The sequence below is a fragment of the Sporosarcina ureae genome (genome assembly GCF_029267015.1).
Classification (GTDB): Bacteria; Bacillota; Bacilli; order Bacillales_A; family Planococcaceae; genus Sporosarcina; species Sporosarcina ureae_D.
Genome location: NZ_JARIEA010000007.1, coordinates 13,390 through 39,229, shown reverse-complemented (window position 1 = coordinate 39,229; position 25,840 = coordinate 13,390). Strand labels below are relative to the sequence as shown.

At 42.0% G+C, this 25,840-nt stretch carries 25 protein-coding genes; 13 read left to right on the top strand and 12 right to left on the bottom strand.

Annotated features, from left to right (window positions below; translation table 11 throughout):
• The first annotated feature begins 6 nt into the window (after positions 1-6).
• Positions 7-204, top strand: a complete 198-nt coding sequence (locus Q7P97_RS01190) for a DUF6501 family protein (protein WP_303965333.1) — start codon at positions 7-9, stop codon at positions 202-204.
• Between the two features lie 273 nt (positions 205-477).
• On the opposite strand, the gene Q7P97_RS01185 is transcribed toward Q7P97_RS01190, so the two are convergent.
• Both Q7P97_RS01185 and Q7P97_RS01180 read right to left on the bottom strand, forming a co-directional pair.
• Positions 478-1,668 carry a toxic anion resistance protein gene (locus tag Q7P97_RS01185; RefSeq protein WP_303965330.1) on the bottom strand — a complete coding sequence of 397 codons (1,191 nt, stop codon included), beginning with the start codon at positions 1,666-1,668 and terminating at the stop codon, positions 478-480.
• A complete protein-coding gene (locus tag Q7P97_RS01180; protein ID WP_303965328.1) occupies positions 1,658-2,317 on the bottom strand; it encodes a 5-bromo-4-chloroindolyl phosphate hydrolysis family protein in 660 nt (219 codons plus the stop codon). Before Q7P97_RS01180 ends, Q7P97_RS01185 begins: the two co-directional genes overlap by 11 nt.
• 234 nt (positions 2,318-2,551) lie before the next feature.
• Between Q7P97_RS01180 and Q7P97_RS01175 the strand changes: the two genes are divergently transcribed.
• Positions 2,552-2,845: a DUF1033 family protein gene (locus Q7P97_RS01175; protein WP_303965325.1), complete on the top strand. Its 294-nt coding sequence runs from the start codon at positions 2,552-2,554 to the stop codon at positions 2,843-2,845.
• A gap of 210 nt (positions 2,846-3,055) precedes the next feature.
• Entirely contained in the window at positions 3,056-3,256 is a 201-nt protein-coding gene (locus Q7P97_RS01170) for a cold-shock protein (protein WP_085426218.1), read from the top strand.
• Positions 3,257-3,303: 47 nt separating this feature from the next.
• Here the strand turns inward: Q7P97_RS01170 and Q7P97_RS01165 are convergent, their stop codons facing one another.
• Together Q7P97_RS01165 and Q7P97_RS01160 are read right to left on the bottom strand one after the other, a co-directional pair.
• Positions 3,304-3,990 carry a hypothetical protein gene (locus tag Q7P97_RS01165; RefSeq protein WP_303965318.1) on the bottom strand — a complete coding sequence of 229 codons (687 nt, stop codon included), beginning with the start codon at positions 3,988-3,990 and terminating at the stop codon, positions 3,304-3,306.
• 167 nt (positions 3,991-4,157) lie between these two features.
• Positions 4,158-4,916 (bottom strand): hypothetical protein, encoded by a 759-nt coding sequence (locus Q7P97_RS01160; RefSeq protein ID WP_303965317.1) that lies wholly within the window; start codon positions 4,914-4,916, stop codon positions 4,158-4,160.
• A gap of 252 nt (positions 4,917-5,168) precedes the next feature.
• On the opposite strand from Q7P97_RS01160, the gene Q7P97_RS01155 reads away from it, so the two are divergent.
• Positions 5,169-5,534, top strand: coding sequence for a helix-turn-helix domain-containing protein (locus Q7P97_RS01155; RefSeq protein ID WP_303965315.1), 366 nt, complete (start codon positions 5,169-5,171; stop codon positions 5,532-5,534).
• Between the two features lie 109 nt (positions 5,535-5,643).
• On the opposite strand, the gene Q7P97_RS01150 is transcribed toward Q7P97_RS01155, so the two are convergent.
• A complete protein-coding gene (locus tag Q7P97_RS01150) occupies positions 5,644-7,242 on the bottom strand; it encodes an ABC-F family ATP-binding cassette domain-containing protein (protein ID WP_303965312.1) in 1,599 nt (532 codons plus the stop codon).
• A gap of 150 nt (positions 7,243-7,392) precedes the next feature.
• Between Q7P97_RS01150 and Q7P97_RS01145 the strand changes: the two genes are divergently transcribed.
• The 3 genes from Q7P97_RS01145 (at position 7,393) to Q7P97_RS01135 (ending at position 10,872) form a co-directional block, all read left to right on the top strand.
• The gene (locus Q7P97_RS01145; RefSeq protein WP_303965309.1) at positions 7,393-8,571 is read left to right on the top strand and encodes an MFS transporter; all 1,179 of its coding nucleotides are present in this window, start codon (positions 7,393-7,395) and stop codon (positions 8,569-8,571) included.
• A gap of 74 nt (positions 8,572-8,645) precedes the next feature.
• Positions 8,646-9,602, top strand: coding sequence for an LCP family protein (locus tag Q7P97_RS01140; protein WP_303965307.1), 957 nt, complete (start codon positions 8,646-8,648; stop codon positions 9,600-9,602).
• Positions 9,603-9,675: 73 nt separating this feature from the next.
• Positions 9,676-10,872, top strand: coding sequence for an AI-2E family transporter (locus tag Q7P97_RS01135; RefSeq protein ID WP_303965377.1), 1,197 nt, complete (start codon positions 9,676-9,678; stop codon positions 10,870-10,872).
• Positions 10,873-11,073: 201 nt separating this feature from the next.
• On the opposite strand, the gene Q7P97_RS01130 is transcribed toward Q7P97_RS01135, so the two are convergent.
• Positions 11,074-12,027 (bottom strand): substrate-binding domain-containing protein, encoded by a 954-nt coding sequence (locus Q7P97_RS01130; protein WP_303965305.1) that lies wholly within the window; start codon positions 12,025-12,027, stop codon positions 11,074-11,076.
• Positions 12,028-12,188: 161 nt separating this feature from the next.
• Here Q7P97_RS01130 and modA point away from each other — a divergent pair, with 161 nt between their 5' ends.
• From modA to Q7P97_RS01100, 6 genes are all read left to right on the top strand, one after another.
• The gene (gene modA, locus Q7P97_RS01125; RefSeq protein ID WP_303965303.1) at positions 12,189-12,980 is read left to right on the top strand and encodes a molybdate ABC transporter substrate-binding protein; all 792 of its coding nucleotides are present in this window, start codon (positions 12,189-12,191) and stop codon (positions 12,978-12,980) included.
• A 27-nt stretch (positions 12,981-13,007) separates the two neighbouring features.
• On the top strand, positions 13,008-13,682 hold the full coding sequence (gene modB / locus Q7P97_RS01120) for a molybdate ABC transporter permease subunit (protein ID WP_369823309.1): 675 nt from the start codon (positions 13,008-13,010) through the stop codon (positions 13,680-13,682).
• A 17-nt stretch (positions 13,683-13,699) separates the two neighbouring features.
• Positions 13,700-14,368: an ABC transporter ATP-binding protein gene (locus Q7P97_RS01115; protein WP_303965298.1), complete on the top strand. Its 669-nt coding sequence runs from the start codon at positions 13,700-13,702 to the stop codon at positions 14,366-14,368.
• 117 nt (positions 14,369-14,485) lie between these two features.
• Positions 14,486-15,031, top strand: coding sequence for a DUF6155 family protein (locus Q7P97_RS01110; RefSeq protein WP_303965296.1), 546 nt, complete (start codon positions 14,486-14,488; stop codon positions 15,029-15,031).
• Between the two features lie 33 nt (positions 15,032-15,064).
• Entirely contained in the window at positions 15,065-16,096 is a 1,032-nt protein-coding gene (gene fni, locus Q7P97_RS01105) for a type 2 isopentenyl-diphosphate Delta-isomerase (protein ID WP_303965294.1), read from the top strand.
• 39 nt (positions 16,097-16,135) lie between these two features.
• Positions 16,136-16,510: an rRNA methyltransferase gene (locus tag Q7P97_RS01100; protein ID WP_303965293.1), complete on the top strand. Its 375-nt coding sequence runs from the start codon at positions 16,136-16,138 to the stop codon at positions 16,508-16,510.
• A 1,121-nt stretch (positions 16,511-17,631) separates the two neighbouring features.
• On the opposite strand, the gene Q7P97_RS01095 is transcribed toward Q7P97_RS01100, so the two are convergent.
• The 6 genes from Q7P97_RS01095 to Q7P97_RS01070 all read right to left on the bottom strand — a co-directional run bounded on the left by Q7P97_RS01095 (position 17,632) and on the right by Q7P97_RS01070 (position 25,831).
• Positions 17,632-19,632 carry a helix-turn-helix domain-containing protein gene (locus Q7P97_RS01095; protein WP_303965291.1) on the bottom strand — a complete coding sequence of 667 codons (2,001 nt, stop codon included), beginning with the start codon at positions 19,630-19,632 and terminating at the stop codon, positions 17,632-17,634.
• 144 nt (positions 19,633-19,776) lie between these two features.
• On the bottom strand, positions 19,777-20,763 hold the full coding sequence (locus tag Q7P97_RS01090; protein WP_303965289.1) for an electron transfer flavoprotein subunit alpha/FixB family protein: 987 nt from the start codon (positions 20,761-20,763) through the stop codon (positions 19,777-19,779).
• Between the two features lie 30 nt (positions 20,764-20,793).
• Entirely contained in the window at positions 20,794-21,567 is a 774-nt protein-coding gene (locus Q7P97_RS01085) for an electron transfer flavoprotein subunit beta/FixA family protein (protein WP_303965287.1), read from the bottom strand.
• Positions 21,568-21,600: 33 nt separating this feature from the next.
• Positions 21,601-23,043, bottom strand: coding sequence for an MFS transporter (locus tag Q7P97_RS01080; protein WP_303965286.1), 1,443 nt, complete (start codon positions 23,041-23,043; stop codon positions 21,601-21,603).
• A gap of 148 nt (positions 23,044-23,191) precedes the next feature.
• Positions 23,192-24,679, bottom strand: a complete 1,488-nt coding sequence (locus tag Q7P97_RS01075) for an aldehyde dehydrogenase family protein (RefSeq protein ID WP_303965284.1) — start codon at positions 24,677-24,679, stop codon at positions 23,192-23,194.
• An 18-nt stretch (positions 24,680-24,697) separates the two neighbouring features.
• Positions 24,698-25,831, bottom strand: coding sequence for an acyl-CoA dehydrogenase family protein (locus Q7P97_RS01070; protein ID WP_303965282.1), 1,134 nt, complete (start codon positions 25,829-25,831; stop codon positions 24,698-24,700).
• Positions 25,832-25,840: the final 9 nt, after the last annotated feature.

The window sequence follows — 25,840 nt, the reverse complement described above, 5'->3', positions numbered from 1 at the left end:
GGTTTTATGTCATATTTACAATGGTTGGATGAGCCTACTTTGAAAACGGTGACGTGTACGCACACGGATGCAGCGAAGTTTTTCGTTAGTAATATGCTGACGGTGGGGAAGTCGTATGACGTGAAAAACGAGACCGAGGAGTTTATTTTCGTAGTAGACAATTCCGGCAAGGTCGGCGGGTATTATAAGACGTATTTTGAGTGAATAAATAGAGATAGGGAGACAGTTCTTAATTGAACTGTCTCTTTTTGTGTTTTGAAGTTCGATTTGTGAGGAGTTAGTGGAGGCAATCGCGGTGCCGCTCATTGATTTGGTCAAGTGATCTTAGAACCTAGTTAAGTGCTCTATGACGCCTCTTATCCGCTCTATCGGAGTCTCCAGTCGCTCATAGAGACTGGACAAGCGATCATAGAGAGCCCACAACCGCTCATAGCCTGACTTCAAGTGTCACTACTTACATCAAAAAAACCGTCTCTCTTAAGAGGGACGGTTTTGTGACTCTTCGTATACAGCGAGTAAACGTGTCTTGAGGTCTTGTTCCATTCTGGCAATCTCGGTCTCGGCAGCTTTTCGTTTTGCGCGACCGTCTGCTTGGATCAGCAATGTCTCTTCGATTGTCTGGATCAAGTTCTCTTGAGTGGTTTTCAATGTATCAATTTCAATAATGCCTTTTTCATTCTCTTTCGCTGTTTCAATGCTATTCACTTTCAACATTTCAGAGTTGCGAAGTAGTAAATCATTCGTTGTCTTCGTCACAAGCTTCTGAGACTCCACAGCCTTTTGCTGACGGTTAAGTGTTAAAGCAATCGCAATCTGGTTCTTCCAAAGAGGAATGGCTGTCATGATGGACGCCTGAATCTTCTCAGCTAACGTTTGGTTCGTTTGTTGGATCATTCGAATCTGTGGCGCGCTTTGAATCGTGATTTGGCGTGATAGTTGCAAGTCGTATAGGCGTTTTTCAAGACGATCTACAAATTGCGCCATGTCATTGACTTCTTGAACCATCATTTGATCATCTGATGCCTGTGCTTTTTTATGCAATTCTGGAATAATCGTGCTATTGATTTCGTCAATTTTTAATTCTGCAGCTGCAATGTAGACGTTCAGTGCTTGGAAGTACGTTTTGTTTTGTTCATACAAATTATCCAGCATGCGGACATCTTCCATTAAACCACGTTTGGAGTGCTCTAGTTGAACGCTTATTTTATCGACTTGTGTGCCGAGTTTTTCGTATTTTGTCATGATTTCTTTAATAGGGCGAGTAGCCTTGTTGAATAAACGACTTAGTCCCGATTTCTTTTTATCCGACAGATCATCTGTATCGATTTCGGATAGCTTGGCCATTAATTCGTTCAGTACATCACCGACAGGGCCGATATCTTTGCCTTGAACATGGTCAAGCATTTTGTGAGAGAAGTTGGAAAGTTCATTTTGTGCATTGGCGCCATAGGAAATGACGGCTTCGTAATTACCGACAGGAATCTGTGAAGCCAATTGTCTTGCTTTGACTTGTTCTTCCGGTGTTAAACGGTCAATGAGTTTGACAGGTGCTGTGTCATCCGCAAGCGAGTTTTCCATCTCTTTTGGAAGTAGGCTAGCGTCCATATCGAACGGATTGCCGAGTAAGTCGTCTACTGATTTTTCTTCTAGTGTGTTTTTATCTGTCATTAGAATGTTCCCCTTTCGATTCGAGCAACGGTTTGTTTCTCTTGAGTGTAATGTCCACATAATCAATTTCCATGCGTAGTTTCTCTAAATCGGTTGCTACGGCATTTCGAAGATCACGCTCCATTTCGAGACTTAAATCGGCTAATGTTTCGCGTGTATGCTGCAAGGCAACTTTGATCTCTTGATCTTTTAATGGTTGATTCACTAGCAAGCTATACTTTGAAGTAAGTTCTACGACGGAGTCCAAGTGAGCATAGAAAAAGCTCTCGACTTGATAGAACTTCCGTGGGTTGTTTTGGACAATTTTGATAATACGTCGAGCCATTGAAGACATGTCATACACTTGTCTAAATGCTTGAATCGAACGTACTTGTCCATACATATTACCGAGTTGTTTCAGTTTTTTCTTGGATTCACTCAATTGTTGTTCAATATGTTTATATTCAGAGCGAGCCATACCGAATTGCTTCAGTGTGGAACGTAACTGCAGTTCTTTAATGGCTACGTTGCCTCCTGCATACATGGCAATCCCGATTGCGGAACCTAGGAAAAAATTGATGCTTGTCCCGCCGATGAGGGTGAACCATGTCAGGAAACTAGTAGGCGCCATAATTAAATGTCGTGTAAAAAAGTTTTTTATATTCGTCATGATTGTTCAGGCCACCTTCCATTCTGACTCTATATAATACTTACGGATTAACAGCGAAAAGGTTTCATTTATCGTGCAGACAGTAAGGTTACTTGAGCCTATCTTAATTATAGCCGAAAATGGTCGAAAACTCATATATTACGCCACATGAATCATTTTACTTTGAATAGTGGGAAGGATTTGCTAAAATGAGAATCATTCCTGCATAGCGCAAGATAAAGGAGTGCATACTGAATGTATGAAGTTGTATACATGAAGGCGGACTTTGAGCCGTGGTGGATGTTTGAAGAGTGGAGAGACTATAGCGTCACGTCCAAAACATTTACGAATGAAGACGAAACACAGGCATATATTGAAGAAGTGATCAGCAAGATGGAATCATACTTTGAGCATTATGAAGTTCGTAAAGGTTGTTTCCACGCATTTTGGTCCACAACCGAAAAACATTATTGCGATGGCTGTGAAGGAGATTTACAGTTATATCACGGTATCGTTGTTTTACTAAATGGTGAACCGAACATATCGTAAGAACATTCTGTAAAAAGTGTTATTTTTTTATTGACAATCAAGTTAAAGATGTTATACTTAACGTAAGTAAATTAATCGAACGACCGTATGCTAAGTGATTCACCTATTACAAAAGTGATCGGCGACGTCGGTATCTTTTGTAATACGTGAATTTTTTGCTTTGCTAAGGTTCGTGTATTAATAAGTACGTATATTTTTGGAGGTTATCGAATGAAACAAGGTACAGTAAAATGGTTTAACGCAGAAAAGGGCTTCGGTTTTATCGAAGTTGACGGAGAAGAAGACATCTTTGTACACTTCTCAGCAATCCAAGGCGACGGATTCAAATCTCTTGACGAAGGTCAGCAGGTTGAATTTGAAGTTGTCGAAGGAAACCGTGGTCTACAAGCAGCTAACGTTGTTAAAATCTAAACCACTTGAAAAGGCGCCCATTGCGGCGCCTTTTTGTTTGCGAAAAATTAAGGTTGTGTCACGGTTTCAAGACTAGAAGTAACTACAAATTCTTCTTCGCCTTCAATAGACATCGTAGATTCACGTTTTACTTCCCCGAAATCTTTCACGATATAAATCCTATTTACAAAGTCTTCTCCCGCTTGCTCGATGACGACAGCATCTTCAAATTGCTGATAAGGTGTCTCTACTGATGCATTCATCTCGACGATCTTCCAATCATCAAACGTAGTTCCGACTTCAATAGGACCTTTCAAATACGTGCGGATCGGCTCCATGGATTCCAACTCTTCTACAGGAGGCACGCCAGCATCCAATTCAATATGTTCTTCCTGTAAGACTTGAATTTCATCGCCGTTCAGCTTATATACTTTTTGAACGAATGTACCGCCATTGTTTTCATGAATCACCACATAGTCTTGAGTAGGTCTTGCCACGGTGATATCTAGTTCAGCATATTCGTTCCCAACACCTTTATAATGGGCGCTGGAGCCGTCGGGAAGAAAGTACTCCATCAAAGACACATCGGTCAAATTCGCATCGTCATTTTGCTGATCTGTCTTGTCATCGGTTTTCCCTTCAGTACCTGTTTCGGAAGATTCGGTCTTACCGTCAATCGACGTTGCGGGCTTATTTGAGCATCCAGCGAGCACGAGAAGCAGCATAGCCATCAACAACCACAGATTACGTTTCATAATGAAAAACCTCCTTTTATTTTGTGTTATTCCCTTATTAGTAGAAGCTATTCATAACTTGCGAAGAATAGGGAAGAGTAAACGATCTAGTATCAAGAAAAAGACTACCCAAAGGTCGAGCTCCTGGATAGTCTTCCTACATAGTCTATTTATTATACTTTTATTAATTAAGGCTGCGTCATATTTTCTAAAGTGGACGTTACAACGTAATCCGGTTCTCCAGCGATTGTCATGATCGACTCCCGTTTTACCTCGCCAAAACCTTCGGCCAAATATAGTCTATTGACGAAGTCTCCATCGATTTGCTCTACAACTACCACATCATCAAACTGCTGATAAGGCGCCTGTAGGGAAGCGTCGACTTCTACAATCGTCCAATCATCAAATGTCGTCCCCACTTGAATAGGTTCTTTCAAATACGTTCGAATGGGAACGAGCGCATCCAATTCAGCTGTTGTTGGCAATATTACATTGAAATCAACAAGTTCTTCCTTCACAAGTTGAATCTTGTTATCTTCCAATTTATAGACCTTTTGAATGTAAGAACCACCATTATTTTCGTGAATGACGACATAATCGGGTGCTGGTCGGGATATAGTATTAGCCATTTGGGCGAATTCATTCCCGACACCTTCGTAATATACACTCGTATCGTCAGGAGGGAAGTAATCCAACAAGGAAGCAGGAATAGCTTGTGGATCAGCTGTTGTTTCAGGTTCCTCCACGGCATCTTCTTGGATATTTTCATCTATTTCAATTTCTGCATTGGGAATAGTCACTTCTGGTTCGATGCGTTCAAATATCGCGTCATCATCAACGGGTGGAGTAGGGGTAGTTGTATTATCAGTCGATGCAGGCTCGGACCCACATCCAGCGAGTGCAAAAAGAAGTGTAGCTGTCAGAAACCATCCAGTATGTCTCTTCATAAGAAAACCTCCTTTTATTCTTATAGTATTCCCTTAATTGATAGAAAAAATCACAAAATAGTTTTTTTATACTCTTCATTAATACCAATCTGTTTCCACCATCAACAACTAGGAACATACGGTCTATTATCCTATTGAATAGTTATAAGAAACCTGGTTCCAAATAATCCTAGTTCTTTACAATTCTCCTCGCACGACATAATTTGCTATACTATAACTATCACACGTACAGCAATCAAGGAGGGAAGATCAATGAAGAGTACATTTGTCATTCGTCAGAGAGCTTTTCTGAAGCTCTACATGCTACATAAAGCAGAAGAGGGGAACTTGTATGGTCTACAAATATTAGATGACCTTCTAGACCATTTCAGAGACCTTGGTTACCGTCCGACTAAGTCTGAAGTATATAAATCGCTTCATGATTTACTTAACGACGGCCTGATTGTTAGACATCCGGTTCATAAGCAGGGGACGGAGATGCAGACACTCTACATTTACCGTATAGGAGATCTAGAAAAGGTGAAAGCGTATAAAGACTTAATCAAGTTTGAACTAGATCGATCCATATCGTTACTAAACAGAGCGTTAGTAGACAACTACTCGCAAAAAAGAAAATAATAAAAAGGAAAAGAGGAGCTACGGCTTTTCTTTTTTTTCATATAGTTTGTACGAACGAAAAAAGACTATCCTAGAAATTGTTTCTAGGATAGTCTCGAGATTACCTATATTATGCTTTCAGACCTTTAAACTCCAAATACTCATCATATGACATCGATTTATCAAAGATTGTTCCATCATCATTGATCTCGATTACACGATTAGCGATTGTTTGGATGAACTGATGGTCATGAGATGTGAAGATCATAGCGCCTTTAAACGCGATTAAACCATTGTTAAGCGCTTGGATAGACTCCAAGTCCAAGTGGTTTGTCGGTTCATCAAGCAACAAGACGTTCGCACTTGTAAGCATCATTTTTGATAGCATACAACGAACTTTTTCTCCACCTGATAATACGCTAGGACTTTTCTTCACTTCTTCACCAGAGAATAACATACGTCCAAGGAATCCACGCAAGAATGTTTCTGTTTCATCTTCAGGTGAGTATTGACGCAACCAATCGACTAGCGTCTGCTCTGAACCTTCAAAGTACTCCGAGTTATCCATTGGGAAGTATGCGTTAGTTGTTGTAACGCCCCATTTAATCACTCCAGAATCCGGCTCAGTTACTCCAGCCAGCATATCAAGCATTGCAGATTTCGCAAGTGGGTTACCAATCAAAACGATTTTGTCTTCTTTATCGAGTGAGAAAGAAGCGTCTTTAATCATTGTTTTGCCATCAACTGTTTTCGTAACATCTTTAACAGATACAACATCGTTACCGATTTCGCGTCCCATTGTAAAGTTGACGAATGGGTAACGGCGAGAAGATGGTTTGATGTCATCCAACTCGATTTTTTCCAATGTCTTTTTACGAGAAGTGGCTTGTTTGGATTTCGAAGCGTTGGCACTGAAACGCGCGATAAACGCTTGCAATTCCTGAACTTTTTCTTCTTTTTTCTTGTTAGACTCTTGAGATAGTTTCAACGCCAATTGGCTGGACTCGTACCAGAAGTCATAGTTACCAGCGTAAATCTGGATTTTACTGAAATCAAGATCCGCAATATGTGTACATACTTTATTCAAGAAGTAACGGTCATGGGAAACGACTATGACAGTGTTTGGGAAGTTGATTAAGAATTCTTCTAACCAACGAATTGCTTTAGTGTCCAAGTTGTTTGTTGGCTCATCCAATAGCAAAACATCTGGCTTGCCGAATAATGCTTGTGCAAGCAATACTTTTACTTTGTTGGATCCGTCCAGTTCAGACATTTTGGAATGATGCATGCTTTCAGGAACGCCAAGACCTTGAAGGAGTACAGAAGCTTCAGATTCTGCTTCCCATCCATTCATATCTGCGAATTCGCCTTCAAGTTCAGCTGCACGCATTCCGTCTTCATCGGAGAAGTCTTCCTTCATATAAATAGCATCTTTTTCTTTCATCACTTCATACAGCTCTTTGTGGCCCATGATGACAAGATCCATTACTTCATATTCTTCGTATTCAAAGTGGTTCTGTTTCAAGACAGCCATACGCTCGTCTTTTCCAAGAATAACATTACCTGTTTGAGGTTCAAGTTCACCTGACACGATTTTGACAAATGTAGATTTTCCTGCGCCATTCGCTCCAATTAATCCATAGCAATTACCTGGATTGAACTGTATATTGACGTCTTCGAATAGCTTGCGGTCGCCGAAGCGAAGACTTAAATTACTAACTGCTAACATATATAATATCCTCCTAAGTTCACAATGTTCCTAGTATACATTAAAATTACGTGAAATGGAATGTTTGAACTAGTACTGTTTACAAATTTGATTTACGATATAATGATGATAGATGATCTATACGAATTATGAGTAAAAGGAGTCTTGGTATTGCGCTCTAAATCTAGTCAAATTCTTTTATTATTTGCGATCTTCCTAGTCGCGCTCAATTTACGACCAGCCATTACATCTATTGGGCCCATGCTGGATATTATTCGAGATGATTTGGTGTTGTCTAACACGCAAGTGAGTCTCTTAACTGTTATTCCAGTCATTTGCATGGGGGTATTCGCCATGCTCGCACCGATACTGAATAAAGCGATCGGCTTAAATAAGACGATGTACTTGATGTTGCTGTTACTTGCTGTAGCAACTGGGATCCGCTTTTCGGTTACGTCATTTAGTGTGTTATTATTGACAGCTTTCGTTGCGGGAGTCGCGATCGCCGTCATTGGACCTTTGCTGTCCGCGCTAATCAAACAGTATTTTCCGATGCATGTTGCAGTCGTAGTCGGCATTTATTCATTCGGTATGGGGATGGGGGCGACGTTAAGTACAGGATTAACGGGGGTCTTTTATGAAAAAGCCGGGTCCTATTCATTTGCGCTAGCCATTTGGGCCGCTATTGCGATTCTGGGTATGGTTGCGTGGACAATCACCGCCAAGCATCCAATTGAAGTGAAGCAAGTGTCAGAACAACCTGTAGTAAAAGGGGAGAATCCATGGCGTAGCAAGAAGGCATGGAGTTTCCTTGTATTCTTCGGTTTACAGACGGCACTGTTCTTCTCCGTTTTAACCTATCTCGTTCCGATTGCTGTATCGAACGGCATGACGCTTTTACAGGCAGGGACATTGCTTAGTTTGATGACGGTTGTGCAGATCTTCATGAACATCGGTTTCCCGATTATCTTGCAGAAGTTTACAAGTAGAACGTCAGCACTTGTTGTGATCCTCGCACTCGGTATTGTCTCGATCGGCTTGATGTGGACGGCAGATCCATTGTGGTTCGCAATCGGCGTACTCGTGATGGGCATTCCACTTGGTGGATTATTCCCGATTTGCTTGCTTATGCCAATGGACGCTACTGATACAGCCGAAGAAACGAATTCTTGGACTGCGATGATGCAGACAGGGGGCTTCATCATAGGTGGAATCTTGCCTTTACTCATCGCTTCCTTATATGACTACACAGAAAATCATTACGTTACATTGTTCGTATTTCTTCTTTTATTTGTGGCAATGCTAGGACTAGCGTTGCAAATAGGTCGATCCGCCAAGCAAAGCTCGTGACTGGACGCAACCCGTTGTGAACAGAAACGTCCTGATAACTGGATACACACGGATAATGGAGGAATGAACGCTATATGGATGAACACTTCGACGAACAGCAGCCACATCGCAGGAAAAAGAAGCGTAAATTACGCGTTGGCAGAGTTTTTATAACAGCAGTATTGCTATTCACTGTAACGATGTCGGCTTATAGCTACTTTCAATATAAACAAGGTAAGGCGATGACAGCAGGCAGCAAGATCAATCCTGGAGAATTTCAAGGTGATTTGCTAAACCCGCAAGATCCAACGACAGAGAATTATTTATTGCTCGGCGTCGATAATGATGGATCAGGAAAATACCGTACCGATACGATGATGGTATTATCTTGGGACCAAACTGCTGGTACCGCGCATTTAATTTCATTTATGCGAGATATCTACGCACAGATCCCGGGGTACCAGTCGTATAAATTGAATACCGCCTATTACTTGGGTGGTGTCCAAACTGCGAAAGAAACGATTTCGGGGATGTTCAATATACCCATTCATCATTACGCAGTCGTCGATTTCGATAATTTCGAATCCATTATGGACATTGCATTTCCGAAAGGTCTTGAAATGAACGTTCAAAATGAAATGTCTGAAAAGATCGGTGTCACGCTAAAACCTGGCGTCCAGCGATTAAACGGTAAAGAGTTACTTGGTTATGCACGATTCCGCGCAGATGATGAAGGGGACTTCGGGCGGGTCAATCGCCAGCAGGAAGTCATTCAAGCAGTGAAGGACGAGCTATTCAGCGTATCGACGGTCTTGCAAGCACCGAAAGTAGCGGGTGCACTCGATAACTTCATTGAGACGGACCTCACTTCAAAGGATGAACTAACTAGAGTGCTGACAATTGTTGCAAAACGAAAATTGGATCTTCAGACTTTACGTATTCCAGTTGAAGGAAGTTATTCTTTTACTTCCTATAGTCACGCAGGATCTGTAATTGATATTGATTTAGATAAAAATAGAGAAGCGATTCGTTCGTTTTTAGCTACACCATAACGGATCGAATAAAGGGGGGAGTGAAACATTGAGGCAGCCACCAAAAAAGTCTTCTTTACGAAACTTCTGGTCGATTCCCTCGACTTCACCGGTTGTTGGATTTCTCGGTGGTCAATCTACATTGTTTGTTTTACTTTGTTTATTGTTCATTGGATTGATCATCTTGGTCTTCACTCAAGTTTCATTTATTTTTTATCCGATTAAAGTATTTTTCTCAACTGTTGTTTTACCGGTCGTACTCGCGACGATTTTGTATTACTTAATGCGTCCAATTCTTCGGTTTTTGGAAGAACGTCTGCGTATACCACGCGTCTATGGAATCTTGATTATTCTTCTAGCGGCTGCAGGTTTACTAACATTAGTGATTTTCTTAGTATTACCGTTCCTGCGTTTACAGACGATCAATCTATTCGATGAATTCCCAACGTATTTTAAACAGTTAGTTTTGGATACGGATCAATTTTTCCGCAATTCCATATTTTCGCCGGTTTATGAAGGATTCAACTTTAACGTGAATAGCTTCCTTGATTCCGGTTTTGAGAGTATCGGTACGTTCTTCACGGAGACCATAGGTGGAATCGCATCAGGTATTACGTCATTCGTTTCTGCTTTAACGGGAATCATCTTGAGTGTTTTCACGGTGCCACTCATTCTGTTTTACTTACTGAAAGACGGCGAGAAGTTACCTCAAATGATATTGCGCATGTTGCCTCCGCGTTTGCGAGACGATGCATCCATCATTTTCCGCGATGCAGATCGACAAATCAGTGCGTATATTCAAGGACAAATTCTGGTTGCTATTGCGATTGGAATCATGGTGTCGATTGGCTTCCTCATTATTAAAATGAAATATGCGTTGTTGCTTGGGGTACTTGCGATGTTCACGAGTATTGTACCGTATTTAGGTCCAGTGATTGCCATCACGCCCGCAGCTATCATCGCGATTGTCACGTCACCGTTCATGCTGGTGAAGCTTGCGATCGTTTGGACGATTGTGCAAGTAATCGAAGGGAAGTTCATTTCACCGCAAATTATGGGGAAATCACTACATATCCACCCAATCACAATTATTTTCGTCCTATTGACAGCCGGCTCGCTATTTGGAGTTGCTGGGGTGATTCTCGGGATTCCTGCGTATGCGTTGCTGAAGGTAGTCGCAACGCATATGTTTTACTTGTTCACGCTGCGCTATAATCGTTTCGAGACAGATGAAGAGATGTATTATGATGCAGATTCGCTTGAGGAGTATTATGAGGTAGATAGAGAGTAACCCGCCGGTAGAAGGCGGGTTATTTTTTATTTATGAAAGGGGGGTGATTCGCTCATAGAATGGCGTAAGTGCTCTTAGAATACAGGTATCCGCTCTATAGTATGCGTTATCCGCTCTATCACGCGCCACGAGCGCTCATAGAAATTTCTAAGTGATCATAGAACCCCTATAACCGCTCATAGGCACACGATTTCAAACACCTCATCGCGTCTCATACAACACCGTCCCCGTCTTCGTCACGTCATACCCACCAATCGCTGTGAGTTTCTCTTTAAACGCCACAGAGCTCAATGTCTCGATTATGAGCTCACGCAGTTTTTCGTTTTCAGTTGTTTTAATTAGCACCAAATCATATTGCTCTTGAATCAACGGAATGAAATCCACGCCGATCAGCCGAGCCGTTTTTTCAATTCCGACACCTACATCTGCTTGTCCGGAAGCAATACGTGTCGCAATGGCCATATGATTCAACTCCTCATCATCGTACCCTGCGATAGAACGCCCCGTAATTCCCGCGAGTCGCAGTTGTTCATCGAGCAATACACGCGCTCCTGAGCCTTTCTCGCGGTTCACAAGGCGTACGTCTGCACGATCGAGGTCTGACCAGTTCTGCAGTTGTTTCGGATTATCTTTCTGTACATATAATCCAGCAGTTCTCCCAAGCAGATGGATCACCATATAGGAACGGCCCGTTAGCAAACGGTTAATATAGGGCAGATTGTATTCGCCTGTCTCACCGTCGAATAAATGCGTACTGACGATATCAGCTTGTCCTTGATACATTTTGACAAGACTATTCAGACTGCCTGAGAACGATCGTAATGGGCGGTAAAGACCCGTTTCTTCTAAACTACTGGCTATGATGTCCAGACTCAGGTCTTGGCCACTAATGATCACTTGATTGTTCGTAACTGGCTCAGGTGCTTGAACGTGTTGAATTACCGTGTGTGCAGGAGTGGAGTTGGATTCACCGCCGCTTTTCAGTCGCTCTTTATATGCAGCCAAATCTACTGCATCGACTCGCATTTGTCGGCCTACACGATAAGCTCGGATCTCACCTTTCTTAATAATGTCGTAAACCGTTAATTTCGATACTTTCAGTAATTGCGCAATTTCATCAGTTGTATAGGAAATATCATTATTTAGATTTGTCATGTCGCAACCCTCCAAGAATAGTACATCTATCTTCCAACAATTCGTCAATAAAAGCAAAATTGACAAGTTTTTCTAAGCATATTATGATAAAAGTAAATATAATTAGTTATATCTAGATATGTCTAGTTATAGCTAATGAAAAATAAAGGGGGTTAAACAAAATGAAACGTTTTTTACTTTCTACTTTGTTCGTTATGCTGTCCATTTTTCTGATAGGATGTTCAGATACGAATAAAAACACTGATGCAACAGATCAAGAAACACCTGAAGCCGAAATATTAGTCTCAGCTGCCGCAAGCTTAACCGACGCACTTGAAGACTTGAAAGCAGATTTTGAAAAAGCCAACGAAGGAGTTACCGTTACATACAACTTCGGAAGCTCTGGTAAACTGGCAACCAATATTGAGAACGGCGCACCTTCTGATGTCTTCTTATCAGCAAGTTCAAAAGACATGAATGAACTGGAAGACAAAGGCTTACTCATCCATGAATCAAGAAAAGACTTTACTGAAAATGCGCTCGTATTGATTGCACACAAAGATTCCGATAGTACAATTTCTTCATTCGAAGAGATTGATCCGGCAGCACTCGATCATTTCGCAGTAGGTGAGCCGGAATCCGTTCCGGTTGGACGCTATACGAAAGAGACATTTGAAAACTTAGATTTATGGGAGCCTTTGAAAGAAAAGTTAGTTTTAGGGTCCGACGTACGGCAAGTTTTGACACATGTGGAAATGGGCAATGCGGATTACGGTGTCGTGTACTCGAGTGACGCGTTTGTATCGGACGATGTGAAAGTATTGGCCGAAGCAGACACGGATTGGCATGCGCCAATCGTCTATCCAGGAGCTGTTGTTAAAGACTCGAAGCATCAGGAAGCTGCACAGCAATTCCTTGATTATTTAACGGGTGCTGAAGGTAAAGAGGCATTACAGAAGTTTGGATTTAAGTAATTGAAAGGGGGAGAAGGCGTGCTGGAAATGGATTACTCTCCATTGTTATTATCTTTAAAAGTGGCTGCCATCTCCACTTTCTTCGTATTTATAGTTGGTGTGTTCATTGCATATTTGCTCGCAAAGCGTGATTTTTTCGGAAAAAGTATATTGGAAGCATTGTTTTTGCTGCCACTTGTCTTACCCCCGACTGTTGTTGGATTCGGTCTACTTATTTTATTCGGCAAAAAAGGCTGGATTGGTAGTTGGTTACTTGAGTGGTTCGATTTCCAGATTGTCTTTACGTGGATTGGCGCTGTCATTGCTTCGATTGTCGTGTCATTTCCGCTAATGTATCAAAGTGCTGCGGCCGCTTTTGACAGTTTAGATGAACGGCTATCCAATGCTGCGCGTACGATGGGCGCTTCTGAATGGCGCGTTTTCTGGTCAGTGGTGTTTCCGCTCGCTTGGCCTGGATTGCTGGCAGGGTTGGTGCTTTCATTCGCAAGAGGACTTGGGGAGTTTGGGGCTACGTTGATGTTGGCAGGGTACATACCGGGTAAAACCGATACCATTCCAATGGCGATCTACTTTGCAGTGGAGTCGGGCCAGATGGAAAAGGCGACATTTTGGGTCGTCATCATCATTACATTCGGATTTAGTTTGATTTTATGGGTGAACTGGTGGAGCAAACGTAATATGAGACGTTTTACAAAATCATGAGTCTAGGGGGAATCGACATGTTGCATGTAGAAATTACTAAACAACTCGCACACTACGAGATGAATATTCACTTTCAAATGTGTTCAGAGATTCTTGTATTAGTTGGTCGATCAGGCTCTGGTAAGACCACTATCCTGAACAGCATTGCGGGGCTTACACACCCAGATTCCGGCATGATTCTTTCAAAAGAACAAACCTTTTATGAAACCGGTGAAAAACCATTGCCAGCTCGTGATCGTCAAATCGGTTATGTATTCCAAGACTATGCGTTATTTCCACATAAGACAGTGGAGAAAAATATTTGGTTTGGTGTCAAAAAGAATCGCCGAAAAGAGAGTAACGAAACCATTCGTGAGTTACTTCACGTACTAGGCATTGAACATTTATTGCAGAAGTATCCGCACCAAATCTCGGGTGGTGAAAAGCAACGTGTTGGCTTAGCGAGAGCGTTAGCTACACAACCTTCCGTACTATTGCTCGACGAACCGTTATCCGCTCTCGATAGAGAAACACGTAAACTGTGTCAGGATGAGTTATTACGCCTGCACGACCGTTGGAAAATCCCTTTCATTGTCGTTACGCATGATTTAGATGAAGCGGAACGTCTTGGAGACCGGATTATTTATTTAAATGAAGGACAAATTCAAGATGAAAAGTGGAAAAAGCAATTAATTTCCACCTATTAGCACACACAAAGCTCCGATTTCATATCTGAGCTTTTTTATGTTTTGTGTAATCTTCGGAGAACCGCTATAATGCTTAGTAACTGATAATTATAGTACTGTATGAAAGGTCGAGCTTTTATGAAATTAAAAGTTAGTGAGCTTAAGAAGCACTTAAATCAATTAGATAAAAAACAGCTGATCCAACTGATTGCGGAACTCCATAAAACGGACGAAAAGGCACAGCAGTTTTTCATGATGCAATTTAATAGGGAAGATGCAACAATAGATTTATTAGAAAGAACAAAGAAAAGTATAGATAAGAACTATTCTATGGGACCTCGCGGACAGTTGTATTTAGATTTTCCAAAGATAAAGAAAGAAATCAACGAATTTGAAAAACTTTCGAATGACCTAGAGAAAACAACCGATTTGCAATTATACTTTGTAGAATCAGGGACTGAATTCACGTTAACTTATGGTGATATCGATGAACGTTTTTACAATGATTTATTGAATATATTTGTAAAGGTAATCGATGCATGCGAAAATAACGAGAAAATTTTCGAGCACTTTGAAAACAGATTATATAAAGTAGTTTCCCGAAGTGAAAATATAGGTTGGAGTTACGGAATCGCGATGGAACAGTTATACAGTTCACTAAGTCATTTATATGAAAATGAATAATTGTATGCACTATGCTAGATAGGAGCTAAAATCATGGGCAAGAAACTAAATGATCGGAAAGCACAGCACATCCAGATTGTATTGGATGAACACGTAACGGGAAACTCGATCACAACAGGCGTGGAACAATATGAATTTTTACATAATGCTTTACCTGAATTATCATTTGAAGACATCAATATGGATCAAGACTTTCTAGGCAAAACATGCAAAACTCCTTTTTTGGTCAGTTCAATGACTGGTGGGGCAGATTTTGCGGAAACGATCAACCGTAATCTCGCACTTGCTGCAGAGCAACGAGGCTGGGCACTTGCGCTAGGTTCTACGCGCGCTTTAATTGAAAGTAAAGCATTCAGGCCTTCATTCGCATTACGAAAGTACGCTCCAAACGCACCAATTATCGCTAACTTAGGTGCCGTACAGCTGAATTATGGATTTTCTGCCGATGAATGCCGTCAAATTATCGAATATACCGATGCAGATGCGTTAGTACTGCATATCAATGTCTTACAAGAAGTCATTCAACCTGAAGGAAATACGAATTTTAGTGGATTACTTTCTAAAATCGAGAAATTATGCAATGAATTAACGATTCCTGTTGGCATTAAAGAAGTTGGATGGGGAATTGATGGGGAAACCGCGAAGAAGCTCCTAGACATTGGCGTGTCATTCATTGATGTAGCGGGTGCAGGCGGAACATCTTGGAGTCAAGTGGAAAAATACCGTACGACACCGATCAAACAACAAGCAGCGGCAGCGTTTAGCGAATGGGGAATTCCGACAACGAAATCACTTCAGCTAGTCAAACCTTATATGAATGAAAAATTACTCGTTGCAAGCGGTGGACTTCATACGGGTGTTGATGCAGCAAAATGTATTGCGCTCGGTGCAGATTTTGTCGGTTTTGGACGTGCAATTCTGGAAGAAGCCACTATATCCGCTGAAAGCGTTTTCCAAACAATGGAAGTACGTGAATTAGAATTAAGAATGGCGATGTTTGCGACGGGTTCAGCGAATATCCAAGCATTGCAACAAACCGATCGATTACAAAGGATAAACTCGTGAATGATCTGCGAGTTTATGACGATCTAGGAGGTATAAATTATGTGGAAATTAGTGAGTGGTAGAATGATTCAAACTACAGATGAATCACGAGTTAAGTTTCGAACAAATATTAGTCAGGAGATTTTAGAGAAATTAGAGGAATTATCAGAGCGACATAATACACATAGCAATTATTTGCTGGAAAACGGTTTGTGGAATGTATTGGCTGCAGGAGTTATTGAATACGATAAGAATTTGCGTCCAGCAGATCGAATTCAGTATAAAACAACGTACGATAAAGAATTGCTTGAATCTGTGAAAGAGTTTGCTAAGGATCATAAGTTGTTCATTAACGATGTCATCGAGTACAGTGTAGGATATATCGACTTCAAAGATATAAAGACTAAAGAGTATAAGAATCGCTTGGAAAGCTAGGGCGAGAAGGATACGTGGAGAATGGAAACTATATAGATCGTAGAACGCCCCGAACATAATATAAATTATAGGAAGTTGTGTATCACTTAGAAGTATACTTGCGATAGTGAGATATTTGCGATTTTTTCAATGATTTATGCGCCAGACTTATTATAATTACTTAACAAGTTTACTTCAAGGTTTTTAATGTTTAGGTGTTGTTTAATGCTTTCTTAACTAAACACTATAAAATGCTTTATGATTGCTCTGCGATTCATATTTCATTTTTCATCTGGATGATCGATCTCATTATCTCAGCTTAATTTAACCAGTCATTTATAGTCTCTCTTTAACTCCGTGTTGAATTCGTTAATTGACCTGTCGCTTTTAAAACTCTTGACACGTACTATCATGGCAATTACCTTATCGTCCACTATTTGATCACCCTTTCCCTTGCAATTGATTGAACTTCTTATTATTTGTTTGTTTATGTACTTGCAGTCCCTCTCCTTGATTACTTTACGTGGGATAGTCGATGTTTATTTGATATCATGATGCGAGGAAAATTATGTGAATAAGGATTATTTGGAACCATGTTCAATAAGATTACACATAGCATATAGACTTTCCGATACATATAGACCGTTCTTAGTCTATCACTTTTAACGCTTGTATGTTCGTATTTTATTTTTGTTGCTACATTTACTGATCATTTTCCTTAAATAAATGAAAATGAAATTGTATAAGTTGATAAGAAAATCTGTTTTACGTACATGTTGTCAATGTGGCACAGCGAACCTTTTACTCGAATCATGACATGTAATACATCGCAAATAAGATTCTCTTCATAAAATATCGATCCACTGTCCCCCCTTGATTACAACACGTGAGATATTTATTGCGTTCCCGATTATATGGCGCGAACAATAATGAACCAGACAAGGATTATTTGGAACCAGGTTTCTCAAGAATTTTAAGTCTATTAGTTATTGCTTTTGACGATAAAAAAGCAAAACTCGACAATTTACGAGCTTTGCTTAGTATACCCTAGTATGGCGTCTGTATGTTCGCTTTTTTATTTTTTATAACAAATATTTTTATCTTCATATTATTGTAAGTCGAAACTAAAAAAAGACGCGAGTTTAGTTTAACCATTCCTTCATCTTTTTATAGACGCTTTGCGATGGCAACGCCCCGCCTCGTTCAATATTACTTATATAGGATGTCGAAATTTTCAATTGATCGGATACTTGTTTAAGTGTCAAGCCACGTTTGATGCGGCATTCCTTAAAATCACTACCTATGTTTTTGCAGATTTTTTCTTTAGGTTGCTCTAAGGAAAAACTGGTTGTCGTCTTGACCGATTTCTTTCTCTCGATCGGTTCATAATAGCTCACAATCTCGTCAGGTGGTGCGATGATGATCGTAGCATCTAACCATACGCGTAGCCATCCTTTTTTCGACATGCTGTCTTCGTTCCATTGATTGTATTGCCAAAACGTAATGACACCTTCTTCTTCTAGTAGATCTAGCGCTTTCTCCAGACGGTCGCGAATGCGTGACGGAGCCTGTGTATCAATTTGTATACCTATTTTTTCGAGCAATGTGCTGATTTTATGTGGCTGCAAGTAGCTTGCTTTGCGTGCTTGTGTACGCCAGCGCCAGCTAATATACCGAATGAGTTTTTTCTCCCATTTACGCTGGTATGGATTTAGTTCGATCGCTTGATTCGGCAGTAGTTTCACTTGTCTGGCAGAGCCTTGTAAGAAATGATTGAATACTTCTCCGAGCTTGATAAATAAATGTTCCGATACTACATCTTCAGTGAATTCGAATGGACTTCCGTCTTCATTCGTGAAAAGAAACGCACGTCCTTGCATGTTCTTAGTAATCGGTTTGCCTTGTTCATAGACTACTACACTATCAAGTTGCATCCATAGTGCTTGTATAATCGAAAGCGCTTTCAATACTTGAGTGCGTTGTTCTTTTTCATAGCCACCTCGTCGCCCCGTGCCCCCGAGTTTGGTTTTGAGTCCACGAATTGTTAATAAGTCATCAATCCGGACTTCTACTCGTTTGTCTGCTTGCGGTGATTGTGCCAAATACATATGACATAGCGAATCGAGTACGTCGACATCGACTTCTGATAACGTATGGGCATAGCCATGCAGTAGATTCATTTGGCTTGCAGTACGGCTCTCTTCATTCGGAAGCAGTTGCAAAGAACCCTCTAATTTAGGACCATGAATAGTTGCGCGTGGCCATTGATCCGCTTCGCATATGAATTTCTGGTTAGAAATCGCTTCTGTAATGAATTGATACACAGCATTACTCATGACAACAAGATTATTTGTTTTTACTGTAGCTTCAATCGGCTGATGCATGGAAAAATTCGGGCTAACCCCGAGTAATTCATTGATCTGCTCCATGGAGTTTTTTTCAGATTCAAACGCCACGAGTATTTCAGAAACCATTTTTTCAATATACGCGTTGACGTCAGTAGTAAACGTATTCAGAAAGCTGTCATTAGAAGCAAAACTTTTGCTCATTTTCTCGAGGAATAAAGCATTTAACTCTTCTTTATCAAGAGCGTTCAACGTATCATAACCATGTTTTACGATTAACTCGTTGACGGTATAATTCTTTAAATACGTTCTGTACCATGTGCTGAATACATTCCAAGAATTTTCATCGTTAAGTCCGACGTGTGCACGTAGCATTTTATCGTATTTATCATGTAATTTATTGATAATGTCCCATTTGAGTGTCGGCTTATCCGCAAGTAACGGCGCCAGATGACTTTCATAAGTGCTGAAAAATTTAGCGATCATGAACTCTGTCGCTTTCGCTAGTAGTTCACGTCTCGCATCTACACGCATCTTGAAAAATAAATCAACGTTGTCATCGTAGTTTTGCTGACGGACGACGAATGTTTCGTTTTTTACTCTCGGGAAAATGCGGTTGGCATCTACTTTTTTTCGTACGTTCTCAGAAGGAAAGTTTAGTAAATAATTATAATCAAAAAAATTGGGTTGGCGATCATGAATGATGATCACTTGGAATCGGTCGATTTTATTAGCGATTGATTGATGGTGGATTAGTTCGTAGTTCGTGTCATTCAACAGTAAATCGTAATTGATCAAAAATTGTCCCCCCGATAAACCGTAATTTCCAAGTAGTATATCATGAGATTACAGAATTATCTATATGCTCTTACAGGAATAAAAGCAGCTGAGGCAAAAACAAGCCGTACAGTTCACGATTTGAACTGTACGGCTTGTTACAATTTAAGATGTGAGCGCGCCTTCTAGTTTCATTTCTTTAATCAGTAATGGAAGGACTTCAAATAGATCTCCGACGATTCCGTAATCTGCCATGTTGAAGATGTTCGCCTCTGCATCACTGTTGATGGCGACAATTACTTTGGAGTTCGACATCCCAGCCATATGCTGAATGGCACCGGAGATCCCTACCGCAATATAAAGGTCTGGCGTCACGACTTTACCTGTTTGACCGATTTGCAAGGAGTAATCACAGTAATCTGCGTCACACGCGCCACGAGAAGCCCCTACAGCGCCTCCAAGCAGTTCTGCTAACTCATACAATGCATTAAAGCCTTCCGCACTTTTAACGCCACGTCCGCCTGCGATAACGATCTTTGCTTCGGATAGGTCGACGCCTTCAGTTTTCTTGCGGATCACTTCTTTGACAATCGTTCGCAAATCTTTGACATCTACTTCTTTTGCAGTGATATCGCCTGTACGGCTTGCATCGTGCTGTAATGCTGAAATATTATTCGGACGGATGGTGGCGAACAATAGTCCGTCGTCTTTCATCACTTTCTTCTCGAACGCTTTACCGGAGTAGATCGGTCTAGTGAAGACTACTTGATCGTCCTCTTTTTCAATCGCCACGGCATCTGATATCAAACCGAGTTCTAAGCGACTTGCGATTTTAGGAGTGACATCTTTACCGATGGAAGTATGGCCCATGATGATACCCGATGGATTTTCTTCTCGCATGACTTCCATAATGACTTGACCGTAGCCTTCAGAAGTATAATTGCTTAAGTTTGCGTGAGTTACTGTAATCGCACGATCGGCACCATACTGAATCATGTCGTTAGCCGGTTTTTGTAAATCACCGTCTCCCATGACCAATGCTATAATTTCCGCATCGACATCCAGTTGTTTCGCGGCTGCGATCGTCTCATAACTTACTTTTCGTAGATCTCCTTGTTGCAATTCACCGATTACTAGTATTTTTTTACTCATGATAAAACTCCTTTCCGTCTCTAGGCGTAGTTACATTACTTTCGCTTCATTCCTCAATAAATTGACCAATTCTTTCACTTGGACTTCTGTTTCGCCAGCTAGAATACGTCCAGCTTGTTTTGTAGGAGGAAGGAACACCGCAATAGTTGCTGTCTTGGCCGCCACGTCGTCTTCATCCAGGTCTAGATCATCTAGCTCCAGCTGCTCAAGAGGCTTCTTCTTCGCTTTCATAATGCCTGGCAGTGAGGTATATCTCGGCTCATTCAATCCTTGCTGGCATGTAACGAGAACGGGAAGTGATACTTCGATTCTTTCTAGATCGCCTTCCACGTCTTTTTCGATTGTCGCTACACCGTCAGCGATTTCTAGTTTGACAATCGTCGTGATGAACGGCATGTCCAAACGTTCAGCAAGACGCGGACCGACTTGGCCGCTTGCCTCGTCGATCGCTACGTTGCCTGCGAGGATCAAATCCGCTTCTCTTTCTTCAAAGAATTTCTCGAGAATTTTCGCTGTCGTGAACTGATCGCCTTCGTCTAGGTCGTCATCCGTATTGATGAGTACTGCGTGATCGGCTCCCATAGCGAGCGCCGTGCGTAGTTGCTTCTCCGAGTCCTGATCACCGATTGTGACGACGGTTACCCTACCACCGTGCTCATCACGCTGCTGAATGGCTTCTTCGACGGCGTATTCATCGTACGGATTAATAATGAATTCTGCACCGCTCTCATCAATTTTGCCACCTGACACGGTAATGGCTTCTTCCGTGTCGAATGTTTTCTTCAATAAGACATAAATATTCATAGTAAAGACTCCTCTCTGTACGCAACAGCAAATTTAGTTAATTTCTTCTATTTTTAAAGGTTTCGGTATGATTTTCGTCCCGAGAAGGTCGTCTTCACCCGTATGGATTCCAGGAATAGTCCGCGGAATTAACGGTAAGAACAACAATGCGATGACGACGAAGCCCAGGATGACCCAGGAAGTACTGACTACCGCTCCGACATTGTTACCACTTGCACTGAAGATCGAGAAAGCGACTAAAGCAAACGATGCGCCCATTCTCTGTGCCAGACTTTCAATGACTGTATTTGTAAATGTCACGACATTCATTCGTTCAATGGACGCTTCCGAAACGATCAAGCCTTTTACTGCGGGTGTTTGGAAACCGACGCCAATCCCAATTAGACTCATTGAAATGAACAAATAGATGAACGATGTCGTTAGTGTCACGAAATTCAACATGATAATCCCGGAAGCAAATACGAGAATTCCTGAGCCTATAATCGTTCGGGCGGAAAGTTTCTTCAAAATTCTTCCGCTGAAGTACGCTGCGACTGATGTACCGAGGAATACCGCCATCTGTAAAAATCCAACCGTCGTAGCCGCTTTCCCTTGTACGTTCTGGACGAAGAATGTCAGTAAGTACATGATGCCTGTGTATCCAAGGAAAATGAATACAGCAATCGTCGTTGGAACCCAGAAATTACGGTTTACGGCATACTTCAAATCTAGCAATGGGGCTTTTTGTTTCTTCTCTACGAAGATCAAGATAATCAATGCCGAAACGAATACTAGCAATGATGGGATCCACATACCGGATTCGATACCGAAGCTATTGATGAATGTCGGAATCGTAAGTAGACCCAATAACAGGATAATAACGAAAGCCAATCCAAGAACATCCAGCTTCTTTCTTGCTGGTACTTTGACATGTGGGACAAAAGCGAAGAGCGCAATTCCTACTCCGCCAAGAACAGCAGTGAACATAAAGCTCGCTTGCCAGTTGGCATTATCAACGATCATGCCGCTAATGATTGGTCCGAACACTGAACCGATCGTAATGAATGCCGCAAACGTTCCAATTGCTTTAGCACGCTGTGTACCTACCATGAATTTTCCGGCATAGGCAATTCCCGATGGTGCAATCGCCGCTCCCGAGATTCCCTTAAAGAACAACCCAAGAACAAGCACCCAAAATGAAAACGAGAACGCTACAAGCAATGAACCGATGACCATAAAGATTCCACCGATCAAGATCACAATCTTCAATCCGAACGAATCGCCGATCCATCCGAGTAACGGCTGGAAACCTGTCAATCCGATAGCCAAACCAAGTTGCATCCACACGGCATAGCCCGGCGTTAGATTAAATTCCGCTATCATATGCGGATAAGCTGGAAGATGGGTCGCTAAACTTAACATAATAAAGAACGCTCCGAAACTGATGAACAAAAAACCTCTATTAATCGATTGATCCTTCAATGCCGCTTCACTCATATAGTGGCCTCCCTTTATCGATGTTGTACTAGTTTGTAAGCTTTATTTATTATGTCAAATCTAGCTGAGGTCTAAAAATCTGCGGGAGGAGGCATGCTTGCAGCAAAACCGAAGCTCTCCCGCCACAGATCTTATCGTTACTAGTGGATTAGCCTATATTGATGACACACGCTTTCTCCTGTGTATAATCAAGAATCGAGTCTGTACCGTAACCACTTTCCTTTACACCACTAAACGGCAGATCCGCTCCCACTCTAGCGTACGTATTGACCCATACATTGCCCGCTTGAAGCTTATCTATCATCCGGTGAGCACGACCTAAGTTCTGCGTCCACACTCCAGCCGCTAAGCCGAAGTTCGTATCATTCGCAATTTGAATCGCTTCTTCTTCCGTATCGAACGGAATCGCGACCGCCACCGGACCGAAAATTTCTTCACGAGCTAGTCTTGTGCTGTTATCCGCTACCTTTACGAGTGTCGGCTGTACCCAGTAGCCGTCCGCGTATTCCGGCTGACCAGGTAAAACTGCTTCCCCACCATACTGTCCACCGAAGACAATCTCGTAATCGTCTTTTGATGCTTCGTCGATATAGCCGCAAACCGACTTGAATTGCGCTTCATTGGCGATCGGCCCCATTGTATTCGTCGTATCGAGCGTATTACCGTGCTTAACGAATTCCTTGTCTGTCATTAACTCTTTCAAGCGTCCGACCACTTCGTCGTAAACGGAACGCTGGATTAGCATGCGTGACCCACCTACACATATTTGACCCGAGTTTGGTGTGAAGATTCCGTTGATCAACCCGTGTACCGCTTGATCGATATTGGCGTCTTCAAAGACGATATTCGGTGACTTACCACCGAGCTCAAAAATCAGTGACTTCGGTGAATGGGCAGTAGCCTTCGTAATTCGTTCAGCCGTTGCCTTAGAGCCGGTCAAACTCACTTTATTCACTTCCTCGTGACTGACAAGATAATCTCCAATTTCGCGACCTGCCCCGGAAATGACATTGAGTACGCCAGGAGGCAGAATTTGTGCAATTAGTTCACCGTAACGTAAAGATCCAACCGCTCCACTTTCAGCTGGCTTGATGACGACGGTGTTTCCTGCTGCGAGCGCATAGGCTGCTTTGATCGTGAACGTAAACAGCGGTGCGTTCCAAGGTAAGATACCAACGACTACTCCATACGGTTTACGCTTCGTGAAGCCGAAATCCCCTGTACCCATCTGTACGGTACGCCCTTGTGCCCCTACTAGTGTGGCTGCCCCTGCTGCGTCGTACCAAACTTGCTTCAACACTTCCGCGAGATAACCGTATTCATCGAGTACCCAGCCATTGTTGCGTGTTTCGAGTTCCAGTAGCTCTGTAGCATTGTCAGAAATCATGTCTCCGATCTTGCGCATATAATCTCCGCGTGTACGTGCCGGTAGATTCGACCAATCTTCAAACGCTCCACGTGCCGCTTGAATAACAAGTTCCGCATCTTCTTTCTTACTGGACGGAATCTTCGCCCACACTTCACCTGTAGACGGGTCGATACTGTTAGATACTTCCCCGTCCTTCGCTTGTACGGACTTGCCGTTGATGATATTACCGTATGTCGTCAATTTGGATTTCTCGGATACATTCGTCATATGGTTTCCTCCTTCAAATTACCAGCCTAGTGAAGCGACTACTTTTTCTTGATAGAAAGGGGTAGAGCCTAAATACTGATCATAATAGCGAGCACGCTTAACATATAAATGGCAATCGATTTCTTCTGTGAATCCGATGCCGCCATGGACTTGGATATTATGTGCCGAGACTTCGATGAATTTTTCCGTCGCATATGTACGGGCGCTATATACTGCTGCTTCACGGTCAAATTCTTCTGTATCGACTACCCAGTTGGCATAATGGCTCAGTGAACGAGCGATTTCAAGATTCACTTTCATGTTCACAATACTGTGCTTGATCGCTTGGAAACGTCCGATCGCTTGACCAAATTGCTCTCGAATCTTCGCATATTCCGTCGCCATATGGACGACTTGCTCCATTGCGCCGACAATGTATGAACTAAGTGCAGCGTTAAAGTACAATAGACCTTCTTGAAGTTGCGTCCATCCTTTATCTACTTCACCAATGATTTGCTCTTTAGTGATGACCAAATTTTCGAATTCCATCTTCGCTACATGTTTGGATTCGTCAAACGATGATTGTTTCTCGATGTTCATGGCTTCCGTCTTATCGATCAACACAAGTGAAAGTCCGTCTTCTAGATCTTCTTGGTTTGTGCGTACGAGCACGAGGAATGCATCCGCAAGTTCCGCTTCGGGTACAAGCGTCTTCGTGCCGTTTAGTACGTACTGTCCATCTTTCTGCTCCAAAGTACAGTGGATACCTGCCGGGGAGAAGTCGTTGAATGGTTCCAGTGCTGCGAATGAAATCCACTTTTCTCCTGAGGCGATCGCCGGTAAATACTGTTGTTTTTGCTCCTCTGTCGCATATTTCTTGAGAATCGGCACTGCCAATGCAGAAGTTTCCATGAATAAGCCGGGTACTAACGAACGGCCCATCTCTTCAAACGTTGGAACGAGATCGAGTGCCTCGAGGTCCATGCCGTCATACTCTTCTGGAATGTTGATGCCGCTGCATCCGAGTACAGATAGCGTCTTGTACACTTTCTTCAAATTTTGCGGATTTTGGTCGATCATTTCTCGAGCTACTTGTGTGCCACCGAATTTATCTAGCATTTTGCGAATATGTCCACGAAACATTTCTTGCTCTTCTGTTAATGAAAAGTCCATAGTTCATCC